This window comes from Prauserella rugosa (assembly GCF_000719975.1).
Classification (GTDB): Bacteria; Actinomycetota; Actinomycetes; order Mycobacteriales; family Pseudonocardiaceae; genus Prauserella; species Prauserella rugosa.
Map to the genome: position 1 here is coordinate 183,082 of NZ_JOIJ01000007.1, position 13,683 is coordinate 196,764.

Below are 13,683 nucleotides of genomic sequence, written 5' to 3' on the forward strand. Positions count from 1 at the left end.
ACGAACCGCCTAGCCAGGGAGGGTCGAGGCCACACCGGCCGGATCTCATGGACCGCAAGCGCCTGCTCAAGAACCCACTGCTGTGGATAGTCGCGGTTCTGCTGCTCTATTTCGCCTTCAGCATGATTTTCGACGGCGACCGTGGCTACACTCCGGTGCCCACGTCGCAGGCCGTGCAGCAGATCGAATCCGGCAACGTCACGGAAGCGAATCTGGAGGACAAGGAACAGCAGCTCAAGCTGACCCTGTCCGAAGGCATCAACGTCGACGGCGAAAACGCCAAGCAGATCATCACGAAGTTCCCCGCCGGTGCTTCCGGGCAGCTCTACAACGTGCTGCTCGACGCGCGCACGGGCGACGGGGACGGTGCCAAGGGCGTCGAATTCGACACCACCGTCACCCAGGACTCGTTCTTCACCCAGATGCTCATCTACATGATTCCGCTCGGAATCCTGTTGTTGCTGCTGATGTGGATGATGAACAACGCCCAGGGCGGCGGGAACAAGGTCCTCAACTTCGGCAAGTCCAAGGCCAAGCAGCTGAACAAGGACATGCCGACCACGACGTTCACCGACGTCGCAGGCGCCGACGAGGCCGTCGAGGAACTGCACGAGATCAAGGACTTCCTGCAGGCCCCCGGTCGCTACCAGCAGCTGGGCGCGAAGATCCCGAAGGGCGTGTTGCTCTACGGCCCGCCCGGTACCGGTAAGACGCTGCTCGCTCGGGCGGTGGCAGGCGAGGCGGGCGTGCCGTTCTACACGATCTCCGGTTCGGACTTCGTCGAGATGTTCGTCGGTGTCGGTGCCTCGCGGGTGCGCGACCTGTTCGAGCAGGCGAAGCAGAACGCGCCGTGCATCATCTTCGTCGACGAGATCGACGCCGTGGGCCGCCAGCGAGGCGCCGGTCTCGGCGGTGGGCACGACGAGCGGGAGCAGACGCTGAACCAGCTGCTCGTCGAGATGGACGGGTTCGACTCGCGCGGAGGGATCATCCTCATCGCCGCGACGAACCGTCCGGACATCCTCGACCCGGCGCTGCTGCGCCCCGGCCGGTTCGACCGCCAGATCCCCGTCGCGGCGCCCGACCTGCGCGGCCGCGAGGCGATCCTCAAGGTGCACTCCGCGGGCAAGCCGCTCGCCGACAACGTCGACATGGACGGCCTGGCCAAGCGCACGGTCGGGATGTCCGGTGCGGACCTGGCCAACGTCATCAACGAGGCGGCACTGCTGACCGCCCGCCAGCACGGCACGGTGATCACCGACGCCGCGCTGGAGGAGTCCGTCGACCGCGTGGTGGGCGGACCGGCGCGCAAGAGCCGGATCATCTCCGAGCGCGAACGCAAGATCACGGCCTACCACGAGGGCGGGCACGCGCTCGCGGCGTGGGCGATGCCGGACATCGAGCCGGTGTACAAGCTGACGATCCTGCCGCGCGGGCGTACCGGCGGGCACGCACTGATCGTGCCCGAGGACGACAAGGACTTGATGACCCGTTCGGAGATGATCGGCAGGCTGGTGTTCGCCATGGGCGGACGTACGGCCGAGGAGCTGGTCTTCCACGAGCCCACCACGGGCGCGTCCTCCGACATCGAGCAGGCCACGAAGATCGCCCGCGCGATGGTGACCGAGTACGGCATGAGCCCGCGTCTCGGCGCCGTCAAGTACGGCCAGGAGCAGGGCGACCCGTTCGTCGGCCGTGCCGCCGGCCAGCAGGCGAACTACTCCCTCGAGGTTGCACACGAGATCGACGAGGAAGTCCGCAAGCTGATCGAGACCGCGCACACCGAGGCGTGGGAGGTGCTGAACACCTACCGCGACGTGCTCGACGACCTCGTGTCCGAGGTGCTCGAGAAGGAGACCCTGCAGCGGCGCGACCTCGAGCGCATCTTCGCCACGGTGGAGAAGCGGCCGCGGATCACGGTGTTCAACGAGTTCGGCGAACGCCTGCCCTCGGACAAGCCGCCGATCAAGACGCCGCGTGAGCTGGCCGCCGAGCGCGGCGAGCCGTGGCCTCCCGAGGACCAGCGTCGCGAGCCCGAACCGGTGGCCGCGCCGACGCCGTCCGGTCCGGTGGCGGGCGAGGAGCCGCAGAGCGGGCAGCTGCCCCAGGGCGGCATGCCGCAGGGTTCCCCGCAGCCTCAGGGTGGGCAGCCCCAGGGTGGAGCGCCGCAGGGCGGGGCTCCCGAACAGCAGCCCAACCCGCAGTCGTACAACCCGTACGCACCGCCGTCCGGGTCGAACGGCTCCTACCGCAACGGTGGGCAGAACGGTGGTGGCCAGAACGGCGGCGGTCAGCAGTGGCCGCAGCAACCGTACGGCCAGCAGGGTTCGCGTCCGGCAGGGCCGCCGAACTACGGCGCGCCTCCCGGGTGGACTCCGGCGACGTCGCCCAACCCCCGGCCCACGCGGCCGTGGGCACAGCCGAATCCGAACCCGCAACCGCAGCAGCAACCACGCCCGCAGGACGAGGGCGGATCCGACGAGCAGGACGGTCACTATCGCTAGCGAGGTCTCCGGCAACGGGCACGTGGTGGTCGACGAGGACAGCGTCGACGCACCGCATGCCACGGGCCGGGTGTTCGACCAGGCTCGCGCCGAGAACGCGGTGCGCGAGCTGTTGCTGGCCTGCGGTGAGGATCCCGACCGGGACGGTCTGAAGGAGACGCCGGCGCGCGTCGCGCGGGCGTACCGCGAGATGTTCGCCGGCCTGTACAACGACCCGGACCACGTGCTGGACCGCACGTTCGACGAGAGCCACGAGGAACTCGTGCTGGTCACCGACATCCCGGTGTACAGCCAGTGCGAACACCATCTGGTGCCGTTCCACGGGGTCGCCCACGTCGGCTACATCCCGAACGCGCAGGGCAAGGTCACCGGACTGTCCAAACTGGCCAGGCTCGTCGACCTGTACGCGAAACGCCCGCAGGTGCAGGAACGGCTGACGACGCAGGTCGCCGACGCGCTGGAGCGGAGGCTGAACCCGCGCGGCGTCATCGTCGTGATCGAGGCCGAGCACCTGTGCATGGCGATGCGCGGCATCCGCAAACCCGGCGCACGCACCACCACGTCGGCCGTGCGCGGAATCATGGAACGGTCGGCGACCTCGCGCGCCGAGGCGCTGCAGTTGATCAAGGGGCGCCGGTGAGTCAGCCCGTCCCGACGTCCGACCGTTGCGTGGTGATGGGCGTCCTGAACGTCACGCCGAACTCGTTCTCGGACGGCGGCAAGCACCTGAGCAGGGAGGACGCCCTCGCGCATGCGCACGCGATGTGGCGGCGCGGAGCCGACGTCATCGACGTCGGCGGCGAGTCCACCCGGCCGGGTTCGGAGCGGGTCGACGCCGAGACGGAGCTGGCACGCGTCGTGCCGGTCGTGCGGCAGCTCGCGGCGGACGGCCTGCGGCTGTCGGTCGACACCACCCGTGCCGCGGTCGCCGAGGCGGCCGTCGAGGCCGGCGCGCACATCATCAACGACGTGTCCGGGGGACTGGCCGATCCGGACATGGCGAAGGTCGCCGCGGGCACGCGCGCACCGTTCGTGATCATGCACTGGCGCGGGCACAGCAGGGACATGAACGCGCTCGCCGAGTACACCGACGTGGTCACCGAGGTGCGGGACGAACTGCGCGCCCGCATCGACGAGGCGCTCGCGGCCGGTGTCGCCGAGGACGCGATCATCCTCGACCCGGGTCTGGGCTTCGCCAAGCGCGCCGAGCACGACTGGGCTCTGCTGCACCGGCTCGACGAGTTCATCGGCATGGGCTTTCCCGTGCTGGTCGGGGCCTCCCGCAAACGTTTCCTCGGCGCGTTGCTGGCCGACGCCGACGGCGAACCGAGGCCCGCTTCCGGTCGTGAGGTCGCGACGGCCTCGGTGTCGGCACTGTCCGCGGCCGCGGGCGCATGGGGCGTGCGGGTGCACGACGTGGGTGCCTCGCTGGATGCGGTGAAGGTGGCGGCGGCCTGGGGCAAGGGCGGACTCTGAGCCGTGAGCGCTCCGCAGGTGCACGACCGGATCACACTGACCGGCCTGAGGGTCTTCGGCAGGCACGGCGTGTTCGAGCACGAGAAACGCGACGGGCAGGAGTTCGTCGTCGACATCACGGTGTGGCTCGACCTCGCGCGCGCCGCAGAGTCCGACGACCTGACGCAGACGCTGCACTACGGCGAACTGGCGCAGGCGGCTGCGGACATCGTGGCGGGCGAGCCGTACGACCTGATCGAGAGCGTCGCCGGCCGGATCGCCGACGAGGTGATGCGCGACGACCGCGTTTCGGCCGTCGAGGCGACCGTGCACAAGCCGTCGGCGCCGATCCCGTTGACGTTCGCCGACGTCGCGGTCACCGTGAGCCGCACCCGATGAGGCGCGCGCGATGAGGTGCAGGCGATGAGCAGGGCGGTGCTGTCGCTCGGGTCGAACCTGGGCGACCGGTTGGCGTACCTGCGCGTCGCGGTCGACGGGCTGCGTGACGTGCTGGTGTCGGTGTCGAGCGTGTACGAGACCGCGCCGTGGGGCGTGACCGATCAGCCGGACTTCCTCAACGCGGTGTGCATCGTGGACGATCCGGCGCGCGACCACTGGGCGTGGCTGCGCGCCGGACAGGCCCTCGAACGCGAGGCCGAGAGGGTGCGCGAGCAACGCTGGGGCCCGCGCACCCTCGACGTCGACGTGGTGACGGTCGACGACGTGCGCTCGGCCGACCCCGAGTTGCTGTTGCCGCACCCGGGAACGGCCGAGCGGGCGACGGTGCTGATCCCGTGGCTGGAGATCGACCCGGACGCCGAGGTGCCGGGTGCAGGCCGCGCCGACGCCCTGTTGGCGGCCCTGCCCGCGGCGGACAAGAACGACGTCCGCCGCAGACCGGACCTCCCCCTGTAACCGGAGCCGTGTTGCGCCCTCAGGACCCCGTGTTGCGCCCTCGGGTCCGCGTGTTGCGCTCCCAGGGACGCGTGTTGCATCCCCAGGGACGCGTGTTGCATCCCCAGGGCCCCGTGTTGCGCTCTCGGGGTCCCGTGTTGCGCTCTCGGGGTCCCGTGTTGCGTCCTCGGGGCGCGTGACTACGCCGACGCGCGGACCGCGGCGACGATCCACTTCGTCGCATCGATCCGGCTGGGGACGGGCGGCCAGCCGTTGATGATCGCCAACAGCTGCCAGTAGCGCTCCGCACGAGCGTCGCCGCCCGCGTCGATCTGTCCCGCCAGCCACGTGCGGTACTCGGCACCGTCCACCGGCTCGCCGGGAAACCACGCGGACGTGCCGTCCCCGCCGAGCGAGGCCCGCACGATCTCGTCGGCCAGTGCCTTGCCTTTGGCCGACTCGGCCGGCAGCCCGGCGTCGACGAACCCCTGAGCCCGCGCGTGCCAGTCCTCCCAACGCTCCTTCTGCGCCCACGCGAATGCGTCGACGTCCTGACCGGCCTCACGTCGCTGGGCCTGCTGCTCGCCCATACCCCGGATCAGAGCCCGGAACTCGGCGTCGGACACGAGCTCGGCGAACTCGATCCACGCCTCCAGCTGTTCCGCGGACGGATCGTCCGGCAGCTCGGGCTTGGCCGACCGCATCCACGCGTAGAACTCCGTGTCGACGTCCAGGCCGTCGGTGACCTCGTCCCAGAACTCGTCGACGAGACGCTTGCGCTGCTCGTCCGACATCGATGCCAGCTTGCTCATCAGTTCCACCTCTTCCAACTCGGATTCACGGTTCGCGACCGCCCGCAGCACGGCCCTGCGGTGCTGCAGTTCGCGCAGCCGGTCGTCGAGCGCCGCCACGTGCGCCTTCGCCAGCTCCGCGACAGTCGACGCCCCGGCCAGCACCCGTTCGATGTCGGCGAGTCCGAGCCCGAGCTCGCGCAGTGTGCGCACGAGTTCGAGCCGGGCCATCGCGGTGACGTCGTAGAGCCGGTAGCCGGCCGCGGTGCGGTCGCTGGGAGGCACGAGACCTTCGTCGGAGTAGAACCGGATCGTCTTCACCGGCAGGCCGGTTCGCCGTGCCAGTTCGCCGATCGTGAACTTGCCCGATGGGGTCATCTCCGCCTCCACGAATCCGAGCCTCGGGGCTCCAGTCGCTGGAGAGTCAACAACAGTTCCCGCGCCGGTGCCGGGAGGACGCGTGTCACGGGAGGCGGCGGAGGGCCCAGTACGGTTGTGGCATGCACTTCACGCGACCTCGCGAGCTGATCGTCGCCGGCCTGGTGGGGCTCGTCGTGGTCTACCTCCTCTTCGAGGTCGCGTACGCGCAATTGCCGAGCCTGCCGACGTTCGCAGGCATCACCCTGGCCGTGCTCGCGGGCATCGAGGTCGTGCTGGGTTTCGTGGTGCGGAGCCGCATTCGTGAAGGCCGGGTCGTCACGGGCCTCGGCATCGCCAGGGCGGTCGCGCTCGCGAAGGCCTCGTCGTTGCTGGGCGCGCTCATGGTGGGGGCGTGGCTGGCCGGTGTGGTGTTTCTCGCGCCGCAGGCGAGCAGGCTCACCGCCGCCGCGTCCGATCTGCCTGCGGCGATCGTCGGAGCCGCGTGTGCAGGGGTTCTCGTGGCGGCCGCGTTGTGGCTCGAACACTGTTGTCGCGCACCGGATACCGGCGACCGCGACGAGTGATCACCCGCCGACCGGTTAACGATCCGAACCGGCCGCTCGAAGTACCGATGAGGTCACGATCGAGCGACTGGAAGGTACGGTAATTCGCATGACAGGCGAGACCGATGACGAGCCCGGCCATCGATCCGGCCGGGTGTGGCTGGCTGTGGGCGGGCTGCTCGCGGTCGGTGCGACCGTCGTCCTGGTTCTCGCCGAAGACCTGCGTTTCCTGCGGCTCGGCATCCTCGCCGCGCTGTGGGCGGCACTGATCGGCACGTTCGTCGCCACGCGTTACCGCAAGAAGGCCGCCGAGACCGAGGCTTCCGCCGCGAAGGCGCAGGAGATCTACGAACTCGAACTGGAACGCGAGATCGCCGCCCGGCACGAGTTCGAACTCGAGGTCGAGGCCGAGACCCGGCAGCGCGTCGAAGAGGAGTCGCGCGCCGAGCTCGAGGAGCTTCGCGCCGAGATCTCCTCGCTGAGGGAGAACCTGCAGGCGCTGTTCGGTGGCGAGGTGATGTGGGAACGCATCGCGCTCACCGCACAGTCGACGCGGATGCGGTCGTTCGCCGACGACCGCCCGATCGTCACCGCGGGAGAGGCGGCCGACAAGCCACGGCTCACCGCGGGCAGGGCCGAGAATCCCACCGAGTTCATCGGCCGGGTCGTCGACGCGGATGCGGGCGATGCCGGCGCGATCGCGAAGGCCATCGGCGGTGTCTCCCAGGAAACCCGCGCCGACGACGGAACAGGCGCCCGGGACGACGCCGACCACGGTTCGGCCAACGTGAGCCACAACGGCAGCCGCAACGGCAGTCAGAACGGCAGTCAGAACGGCGGTGCGAACGGCACCCGGAACGGGGCCGGGAGCGGCTTCGCCGTCGGCCCATCGCAACACCCCGCGCGACGACAGCCGCCCGCGCGCCAGCAGTCCGCCCGACGGCCCGCGGCGCCCCAGCCGGCCCAGTCCGCCCAGTCACAGTCGTCGAGAAGGGATGACGCGGCCGTCCAGTCGACCGCGTGGTTCCAGGCTGCCGCACCGCAGTCCGCCACGAACGGCACGAACGGCACGAACGGTGCCAACGGTTCCAACGGTTCCCGCAACGGTGCCGAGACCGGACCGGATCACGACGTCGACGATGCCGACGGGGTCGTCGAGGCCGCGCCACCCCGGCGACCGCAGCAATCCCAGCAATCCCAGCAATCCCAGCAATCGCAGTCCAGGCAGCCGCAGCAGCCACCCCGTCGCCCGCAGCAGCCGTCCGGCGCACGCCCGCTCCCCGCGCGTACCGACGACGGCCCGGCGACCCAGGTCGTGCCGCGCCCCTCCAAGGCACTCGACGACGAAAGCGACGAACCCGCCCAAGCAGCCCAAGTCGCCGAAGCCGCCCAAGGTGCGGATGCCGAAGCCGATGCCGCGGACGCCGGGCACGGCACCTCCGCGCAGACCGCCGAAGGGGAGTCCGACCCGAACGAGGACCCGACCAGGCGGGTGCGTGCCCGCGAGTCGGCCGCGAGCTCGGCGGCGAAGGAGCGCTATCGACCGGCGCAGCGGGCGGGGGCCGCGCCCCACCCGCCCGCAGGAGGCCGGGTTCCGCCGAGAGCGAACGGGTCCCGCCCAGCGCAACAGCCTGCCCAGCCCGCAGTCCAACCGTCTGCCCAAGCCCCTGATCAACCGTCTGCACAACCGCCTGCACAACCGCCGTCGCAACCCCGATTCGCCCAGGGTGGACCGGGGGTGACACGCGGGGCTCCGGCGACTGCGCAGGCCCGCGGCGGCCGTGACGTTCCCCTCACCCAGGAGGGGGAGCGTGGGTCGCGCGGCGGTTCTTCCTCGGGTGTTGTGGCGTCCTCAGGTCAGGGTACGGCGAAGTCCGGATCACAGACCGCTTACGCTCGAACACCGGAACAAGGCCCCGGAGGGTCGCGTGCCACGCGCGCCGGCGCTCCTGAGCCACCCGCTGAGCCGGCACCCGAGGCGGCTCCGGCGGCACAACCGATCGCGAAGGGACCCCTTCCACCCATGTCTTACCCCGAGCAGCCAGCCGGCGGTGCCGATCCGGCCGAGGAGGCCGGCGCCGAGGAACCCGTCGTCAATCCGACCCTGCCGCCCGAGGTGCGCGACCTGGCTCGCAGGCCGGGCGGGCGCAGGCGCCGCGCGGACGACGACGAGGCCGCCGAGCAGTCGCAGGAGTCCACCGGCAGGCGCTACCGCCCCGAGGGCGAGCCGTGGCAGGTGCCGGGCGGTGCCCAGGAGTCGACCGGTGGTCGTCGCCGCGCCCCGGACCCCGAGGACGACGAGCCGAGCGGTTCGCACTCGTCCGGCCGTTCGGTGAGCGAGCTGCTGGCCGCCTACGGCGCAGGCGACGCGACCCCGCGACGTCGTCGCCGCGCCGAGGACTGAGCCACACAACCCGTTCGCGTGCCCCAGGGCCGCCCGGTGGAGCGTTCGGCGTCTCCACAGGGCGGCCCTGCGCGTCTGCAGGCCACCCACGCGATCGGGTGGCGGCGCGCGACGTGCGGGCGTAGATCACCCTCGGCTCGGCGGGCACGACGACTACCCTGCCCGGCGTGAGCGGACCCGCGACCGTCGTGCGGCATGCGCGTAGGAACATGACTCGCCTGGTCACCGTCCTGTTGCCGGTGACGGGCATGGTCGCCGTCGCGTTGTGCGGCCTGTTGGTGTTCGGCCTGGTGACTGCGCAGGCCGGGGCGGCGGCCGTCGTCGTCGGCGTGTTCGCCGCGGTCGTGCCGGTCTCCGTCGTCACCGCGGCGCTGTTGTGGGTCGACCGCTGGGAACCCGAACCCGCCAAGTACCTGCTGTTGACGTTCCTGTGGGGTGCCTGCGTCGCGACGCTGTTGGCGCTGCTGGTCAACGACACGGCGCGCAGCGTCGGCGACTTCCTCCTGGGCTTCGAAGGCGGCAGCCGCGTCGCCACGATCATCTCCGCGCCGTTGGTGGAGGAGCTGATCAAGGCGGTGCCGATCGTCGTGGTGCTGCTGCGCAGGGCCACCGAGTTCGACGGCGTCGTCGACGGGATCGTCTACGCGGGCTTCAGCGCGGCAGGCTTCGCGTTCACCGAGAACGTCTACTACTTCGCCGACGCCTTCAACGACGCCGGGTTCGGCGACGGGATGTCGTCCGGTGTGCTCGCCGCGTTCACCCTGCGGGGCGTGCTGTCGCCGTTCGCGCACCCGCTGTTCTCGGTGATCATCGGTATCGGCCTGGCCCTGACCGTGCAGAAGCGGCACTACGGGGCGGGCCGCTACGTCCTACCCGTGGCCGCCTACGTGGGCGCGGTGTGCCTGCACGCGCTGTGGAACGCGGCCGCCACCCTCGGCGGTGCCCAGACGTTCCTCAACGTCTACTTCCTGATCATGGTCCCGCTGTTCATGGGCGTCGGCCTCATCGTGGTGTGGCAGCGCCGCCGCGAGCAGCGCATCGTCGCGGGCGCGCTGCCCGCCATGGCGCGGCACGGCTGGATCGCCCGCTCCGAGATCGAGCTCCTGTCCGATCTCGCCGCCCGCCGCGGGTGGCGCAGGCAGGCTCGCCGCGAATCCGGACGCGAAGCGGCCAGGGCCGTCGGCGACTACCAGTCGGCGGTCACGGAGCTGGCGTTCCTGCGCCGCCGGGGCGTCACGACCGCGGACGACCGGAAGCGGCACGACGACCTGCTGGCGGAGGCTCAGGAGGCGCGGGCCGACGCCGTGCGCCTCGCACACGCCGGGTGAAGCTGGTCACCTCGGCGCGTGGGCCCGTGGCGGCGGAAGCTACGCTCGCCGGGTCGTCTGGTACCCGCGACGAGGTCGGGACTGGAACGAGTTTGGAGTTCGAGCGGCAATGAGCGTCCACAGGGGCACGCGATGACACGCCCCGCCCGCCTCGCGGTGGGTGTCGTGTCGGCGGGAAGGGTCGGCAGCGTTCTCGGTGCTGCGCTCGCCCGCGCAGGCCACACCGTCGCCGCCACCAGTGCCGTGTCCGACGCGTCCGTGCGCCGTGCCGAACGGCTGCTTCCCGACGTGCCCGTCCTTCCTCCCGACGAGGTCGCGTCCCGCTCCGATCTGGTGCTGCTCGCCCTGCCCGACGACGTCCTGGGCCCCATGACCTCCGGTCTGGCCCGCGCGGGTGCGCTGCGCAGCGGGCAGATCGTCGTCCACACCTCCGGCGCGCACGGCGTGGACGTGCTCGCCGCGGCAGCCGAAGCAGGCGCGTTGCCGCTCGCACTGCATCCGGTCATGACGTTCACCGGACGCGAGGAGGACCTCGAACGGCTCACCACCGCGAGCGTCGGCGTCACCGCAGGCTCCGGGGACGAGGCGGCCTGGCACGTCGGCGAGGCGCTGACCGTCGAGATGGGAGCCGAACCCGTCCGGGTCCCCGAAGCCGCCCGGCCGCTGTACCACGCGGCGCTGGCGCACGGTGCGAATCACCTGGCCACGATCGTCGCCGACTGTGTCGATCTCCTGCGGGACGCCGGTATCGAACGCCCCGACCGGGTCGTCGCCCCGCTGCTGTCGGCCTCGCTCGACAACTCGCTGCGCCACGAGGGCCGCGCGCTCACCGGGCCGGTCGCCCGCGGGGACAGCGGCACCGTCACCGCCCACCTGCGCGTGCTGGCCGAACAGGCGCCCGACGTGCAACCGACCTACGCCGCGCTGGCCCGCCGCACCGTCGCGCGCGCGAAACTCGCCGGGTTGCTCGGCGAGGACGCGGCCCACGAACTGGAAACCCTTCTCGACAACGGACGTGACCCGCAGTGAGCATTCCGACCAACACCCCGAAGTTCACTCGCAACGAGCTGAACGTGTTCCGCCTGCCCTCCGACGTCTCGAAGGTGACCGGGGCGCTGCGGGGCGTGGGGCGCAACATCGCGCTCGTGCCCACGATGGGCGCGCTGCACGCAGGCCACAAGGAGCTCATCCGCCGCGCCAAGCGACTGCCGAACACGATCGTCGCGGTGTCGATCTTCGTGAACCCGCTGCAGTTCGGCGAGGGCGAGGACTTCGAGGCCTACCCGCGCACGCTCGACCACGATCTCGCCACCCTGCAGGAGCTGGGTGTCGAGCTGGCGTTCACGCCCGAAACCGTCGACCTGTACGGCGAATCGGGCGTTGCGGTCACCCTCGACCCCGGCCCGCTCGGTGCCGAACTCGAGGGCGAGATGCGGCCGGGCCACTTCGGCGGCATGCTCACCGTCGTGGCCAAGCTGCTGAACATCGTGCGTCCGCACTACGCCTTCTTCGGCGAGAAGGACTACCAGCAGCTCGTCCTCGTCAAGCGCATGGTCGAGGACCTGAACATGGACACGCGCATCATCGGTGTGCCGACGGTGCGCTGCGACGACGGTCTGGCCCTTTCGTCGCGGAACGCCTACCTGTCCGAAGAGGACCGCGAGCGCGCGGCCGTGCTGTCGACCGCGCTGGGCATGGGTGCGAACGCGGGTGCCCACGGTGCGGACGCCGTCCTCGAGGCAGCGCGGGCCGAACTCGCGGCCCATCCGGAGATCAAGATCGAATATTTGGAGTTGAGGGGAACCGATCTGGGGCCGGCACCCGTCGATGGGGAGGCGAGGCTGTTGATCGCAGCCCGGCTCGGCAGCACGCGGCTGATCGACAACACCCCGGTGTTGTTCGGTGCCGCGGCGCTCGGGTCGGACGGCGACGACGGCGGCGACGCAGGCCACGAGACCCACGACGACGCGACCGGCGACGGTCCGCACGCCGCCCCGACGGGTACAACTCCGTCCCAGCAGGGGTACCAGAGGGAGTCCTAGATGTACCGCACCATGCTGAAGTCGAAGATCCACAGAGCCACGGTCACGCAGGCCGACCTGCACTACGTGGGCTCGGTGACCGTCGACGAGACGTTGATGGAGGCCGCGGACCTGCTGCCCGGCGAGCTGGTGGCCATTGTGGACGTCACCAACGGTGCCCGCCTCGAGACGTACGTGATCCCGGGCGAACGTGACAGCGGAGTGCTGGGCATCAACGGTGCGGCCGCCCACCTCGTGCACCCCGGCGACATCGTCATCCTCATCGCCTACGGGCAGATGGACGACGCCGAGGCGCGCACCTATCGCCCGCGCGTGGTCTTCACCGACGCCGACAACCGGATCGTCGAACGCGGTGCCGACCCCGGACGTGCGCCGGAGGGGTCCGGCCTTGTGTCCGGTGCACTTCCCATCGACGACAGCGGCCACGAGTACATCGAGGGACAACTGCCTGCGTTCCCGGTCGCCGAGACCGCCGACGCGGCCCGCCTCGACGCGCTGCTCTACGCGGAGAGCTGACCCGGCGTGCTGCTCACCATCGACGTCGGGAACACCAACATCTCGCTCGGCCTGTATCCGGCCGACGGTTCCCGGGTCGAACTGGTGCGGGACTGGCGCATGCGCACCGACGCGCAGATGACGGCCGACGAACTGGCCTTGACCATGCGCGGGCTGCTCGGACCGTACGCCGACCGCATCACCGCGATCAGCGCCCTGTCCACCGTTCCCGCGGTGCTTCGGGAACTGCGGGTGCTGCTCGGCCGCTACTACGCCGACGTGCCGACGATCGTCGTCGAACCCGGCGTGCGTACCGGCGTGCCGCTGCACGTCGACAATCCCAAGGAGGTCGGCGCCGACCGCCTGGTCAACACGCTCGCCGCCTACCACCTGTGCGGCACCGCATGCGTGGTCGTCGACTTCGGCACGTCCACGAACGTCGACGCCATCTCGGACAAGGGGGAGTTCCTCGGCGGGGCGTTCGCGCCGGGCATCGAGATCTCCGTGGACGCGCTCGCCTCCCGCGCCGCCGCGCTGCGGAAGGTCGAGCTCACCCCGCCGCGGTCGGTGATCGGCAAGACGACGGTCGAATGCCTGCAGTCCGGCATCCTGTTCGGCTTCGCGGGCCAGGTGGACGGCCTGGTGCGGCGCATCACGAAGGAGCTCGGCGGCGGCCCGGTCGAGGTGTTCGCCACGGGCGGGCTGGCCCCGCTCGTGCTCGGCGAGTCCGAATTGATCACGCAGCACCGTCCGGACCTGACACTGCTCGGCCTGAAGCTGGTGTACGACCGCAACATCGACGCCCGGGACAGGCGGAAATAGCACGTCGCCGCGCCTGCGGCGCACC

The 13,683-nt window shown here is 70.8% G+C and carries 13 protein-coding genes; 12 read left to right on the forward strand and 1 reads right to left on the reverse strand.

The window, feature by feature from the left end; all coding sequences use genetic code 11:
* The first annotated feature begins 47 nt into the window (after nucleotides 1-47).
* Genes ftsH through folK form a run of 5 tightly spaced genes read left to right on the forward strand, consistent with a single transcriptional unit; the run spans nucleotide 48 to nucleotide 4,874 of the window.
* Nucleotides 48-2,504, forward strand: coding sequence for an ATP-dependent zinc metalloprotease FtsH (gene ftsH / locus IF64_RS0112320; RefSeq protein ID WP_030532214.1), 2,457 nt, complete (start codon nucleotides 48-50; stop codon nucleotides 2,502-2,504).
* Between the two features lie 25 nt (nucleotides 2,505-2,529).
* On the forward strand, nucleotides 2,530-3,144 hold the full coding sequence (folE, locus tag IF64_RS0112325; protein ID WP_051757820.1) for a GTP cyclohydrolase I FolE: 615 nt from the start codon (nucleotides 2,530-2,532) through the stop codon (nucleotides 3,142-3,144).
* A 35-nt stretch (nucleotides 3,145-3,179) separates the two neighbouring features.
* On the forward strand, nucleotides 3,180-3,980 hold the full coding sequence (gene folP / locus IF64_RS0112330; RefSeq protein ID WP_030532216.1) for a dihydropteroate synthase: 801 nt from the start codon (nucleotides 3,180-3,182) through the stop codon (nucleotides 3,978-3,980).
* A gap of 18 nt (nucleotides 3,981-3,998) precedes the next feature.
* Entirely contained in the window at nucleotides 3,999-4,358 is a 360-nt protein-coding gene (gene folB / locus IF64_RS0112335; RefSeq protein WP_030532217.1) for a dihydroneopterin aldolase, read from the forward strand.
* 24 nt (nucleotides 4,359-4,382) lie between these two features.
* Nucleotides 4,383-4,874 carry a 2-amino-4-hydroxy-6-hydroxymethyldihydropteridine diphosphokinase gene (gene folK, locus IF64_RS0112340; protein ID WP_030532218.1) on the forward strand — a complete coding sequence of 164 codons (492 nt, stop codon included), beginning with the start codon at nucleotides 4,383-4,385 and terminating at the stop codon, nucleotides 4,872-4,874.
* A 179-nt stretch (nucleotides 4,875-5,053) separates the two neighbouring features.
* On the opposite strand, the gene IF64_RS0112345 is transcribed toward folK, so the two are convergent.
* Nucleotides 5,054-6,022 (reverse strand): MerR family transcriptional regulator, encoded by a 969-nt coding sequence (locus IF64_RS0112345; RefSeq protein WP_030532219.1) that lies wholly within the window; start codon nucleotides 6,020-6,022, stop codon nucleotides 5,054-5,056.
* A 122-nt stretch (nucleotides 6,023-6,144) separates the two neighbouring features.
* Between IF64_RS0112345 and IF64_RS0112350 the strand changes: the two genes are divergently transcribed.
* The 7 genes from IF64_RS0112350 to IF64_RS0112380 all read left to right on the forward strand — a co-directional run bounded on the left by IF64_RS0112350 (nucleotide 6,145) and on the right by IF64_RS0112380 (nucleotide 13,658).
* Nucleotides 6,145-6,588, forward strand: a complete 444-nt coding sequence (locus tag IF64_RS0112350; protein ID WP_030532220.1) for a DUF3180 domain-containing protein — start codon at nucleotides 6,145-6,147, stop codon at nucleotides 6,586-6,588.
* Between the two features lie 88 nt (nucleotides 6,589-6,676).
* Complete coding sequence (locus IF64_RS26045) at nucleotides 6,677-8,971, forward strand: DUF6779 domain-containing protein (protein WP_030532221.1); 2,295 nt, start codon at nucleotides 6,677-6,679, stop codon at nucleotides 8,969-8,971.
* A gap of 209 nt (nucleotides 8,972-9,180) precedes the next feature.
* Nucleotides 9,181-10,299 (forward strand): PrsW family intramembrane metalloprotease, encoded by a 1,119-nt coding sequence (locus IF64_RS0112360; RefSeq protein WP_084705820.1) that lies wholly within the window; start codon nucleotides 9,181-9,183, stop codon nucleotides 10,297-10,299.
* 81 nt (nucleotides 10,300-10,380) lie between these two features.
* The gene (locus tag IF64_RS0112365; protein WP_425468481.1) at nucleotides 10,381-11,328 is read left to right on the forward strand and encodes a Rossmann-like and DUF2520 domain-containing protein; all 948 of its coding nucleotides are present in this window, start codon (nucleotides 10,381-10,383) and stop codon (nucleotides 11,326-11,328) included.
* Nucleotides 11,325-12,341 (forward strand): pantoate--beta-alanine ligase, encoded by a 1,017-nt coding sequence (gene panC / locus IF64_RS0112370; RefSeq protein WP_030532224.1) that lies wholly within the window; start codon nucleotides 11,325-11,327, stop codon nucleotides 12,339-12,341. Before IF64_RS0112365 ends, panC begins: the two co-directional genes overlap by 4 nt.
* Nucleotides 12,342-12,857 (forward strand): aspartate 1-decarboxylase, encoded by a 516-nt coding sequence (gene panD / locus IF64_RS0112375; RefSeq protein WP_030532225.1) that lies wholly within the window; start codon nucleotides 12,342-12,344, stop codon nucleotides 12,855-12,857.
* Between the two features lie 6 nt (nucleotides 12,858-12,863).
* On the forward strand, nucleotides 12,864-13,658 hold the full coding sequence (locus tag IF64_RS0112380; protein WP_030532226.1) for a type III pantothenate kinase: 795 nt from the start codon (nucleotides 12,864-12,866) through the stop codon (nucleotides 13,656-13,658).
* The last annotated feature ends 25 nt before the right edge of the window (nucleotides 13,659-13,683 follow it).

Coding starts and splice junctions, on each gene's coding strand:
- IF64_RS26045 (WP_030532221.1), top strand. CDS start 6,677: ATGACAGGCGAGACCGATGACGAGCCCGGCCATCGATCCGGCCGGGTG.
- folK (WP_030532218.1), top strand. CDS start 4,383: ATGAGCAGGGCGGTGCTGTCGCTCGGGTCGAACCTGGGCGACCGGTTG.
- ftsH (WP_030532214.1), top strand. CDS start 48: ATGGACCGCAAGCGCCTGCTCAAGAACCCACTGCTGTGGATAGTCGCG.
- IF64_RS0112345 (WP_030532219.1), bottom strand. CDS start 6,022: ATGACCCCATCGGGCAAGTTCACGATCGGCGAACTGGCACGGCGAACC.
- IF64_RS0112360 (WP_084705820.1), top strand. CDS start 9,181: ATGACTCGCCTGGTCACCGTCCTGTTGCCGGTGACGGGCATGGTCGCC.
- panD (WP_030532225.1), top strand. CDS start 12,342: ATGTACCGCACCATGCTGAAGTCGAAGATCCACAGAGCCACGGTCACG.
- IF64_RS0112350 (WP_030532220.1), top strand. CDS start 6,145: ATGCACTTCACGCGACCTCGCGAGCTGATCGTCGCCGGCCTGGTGGGG.
- folP (WP_030532216.1), top strand. CDS start 3,180: ATGGGCGTCCTGAACGTCACGCCGAACTCGTTCTCGGACGGCGGCAAG.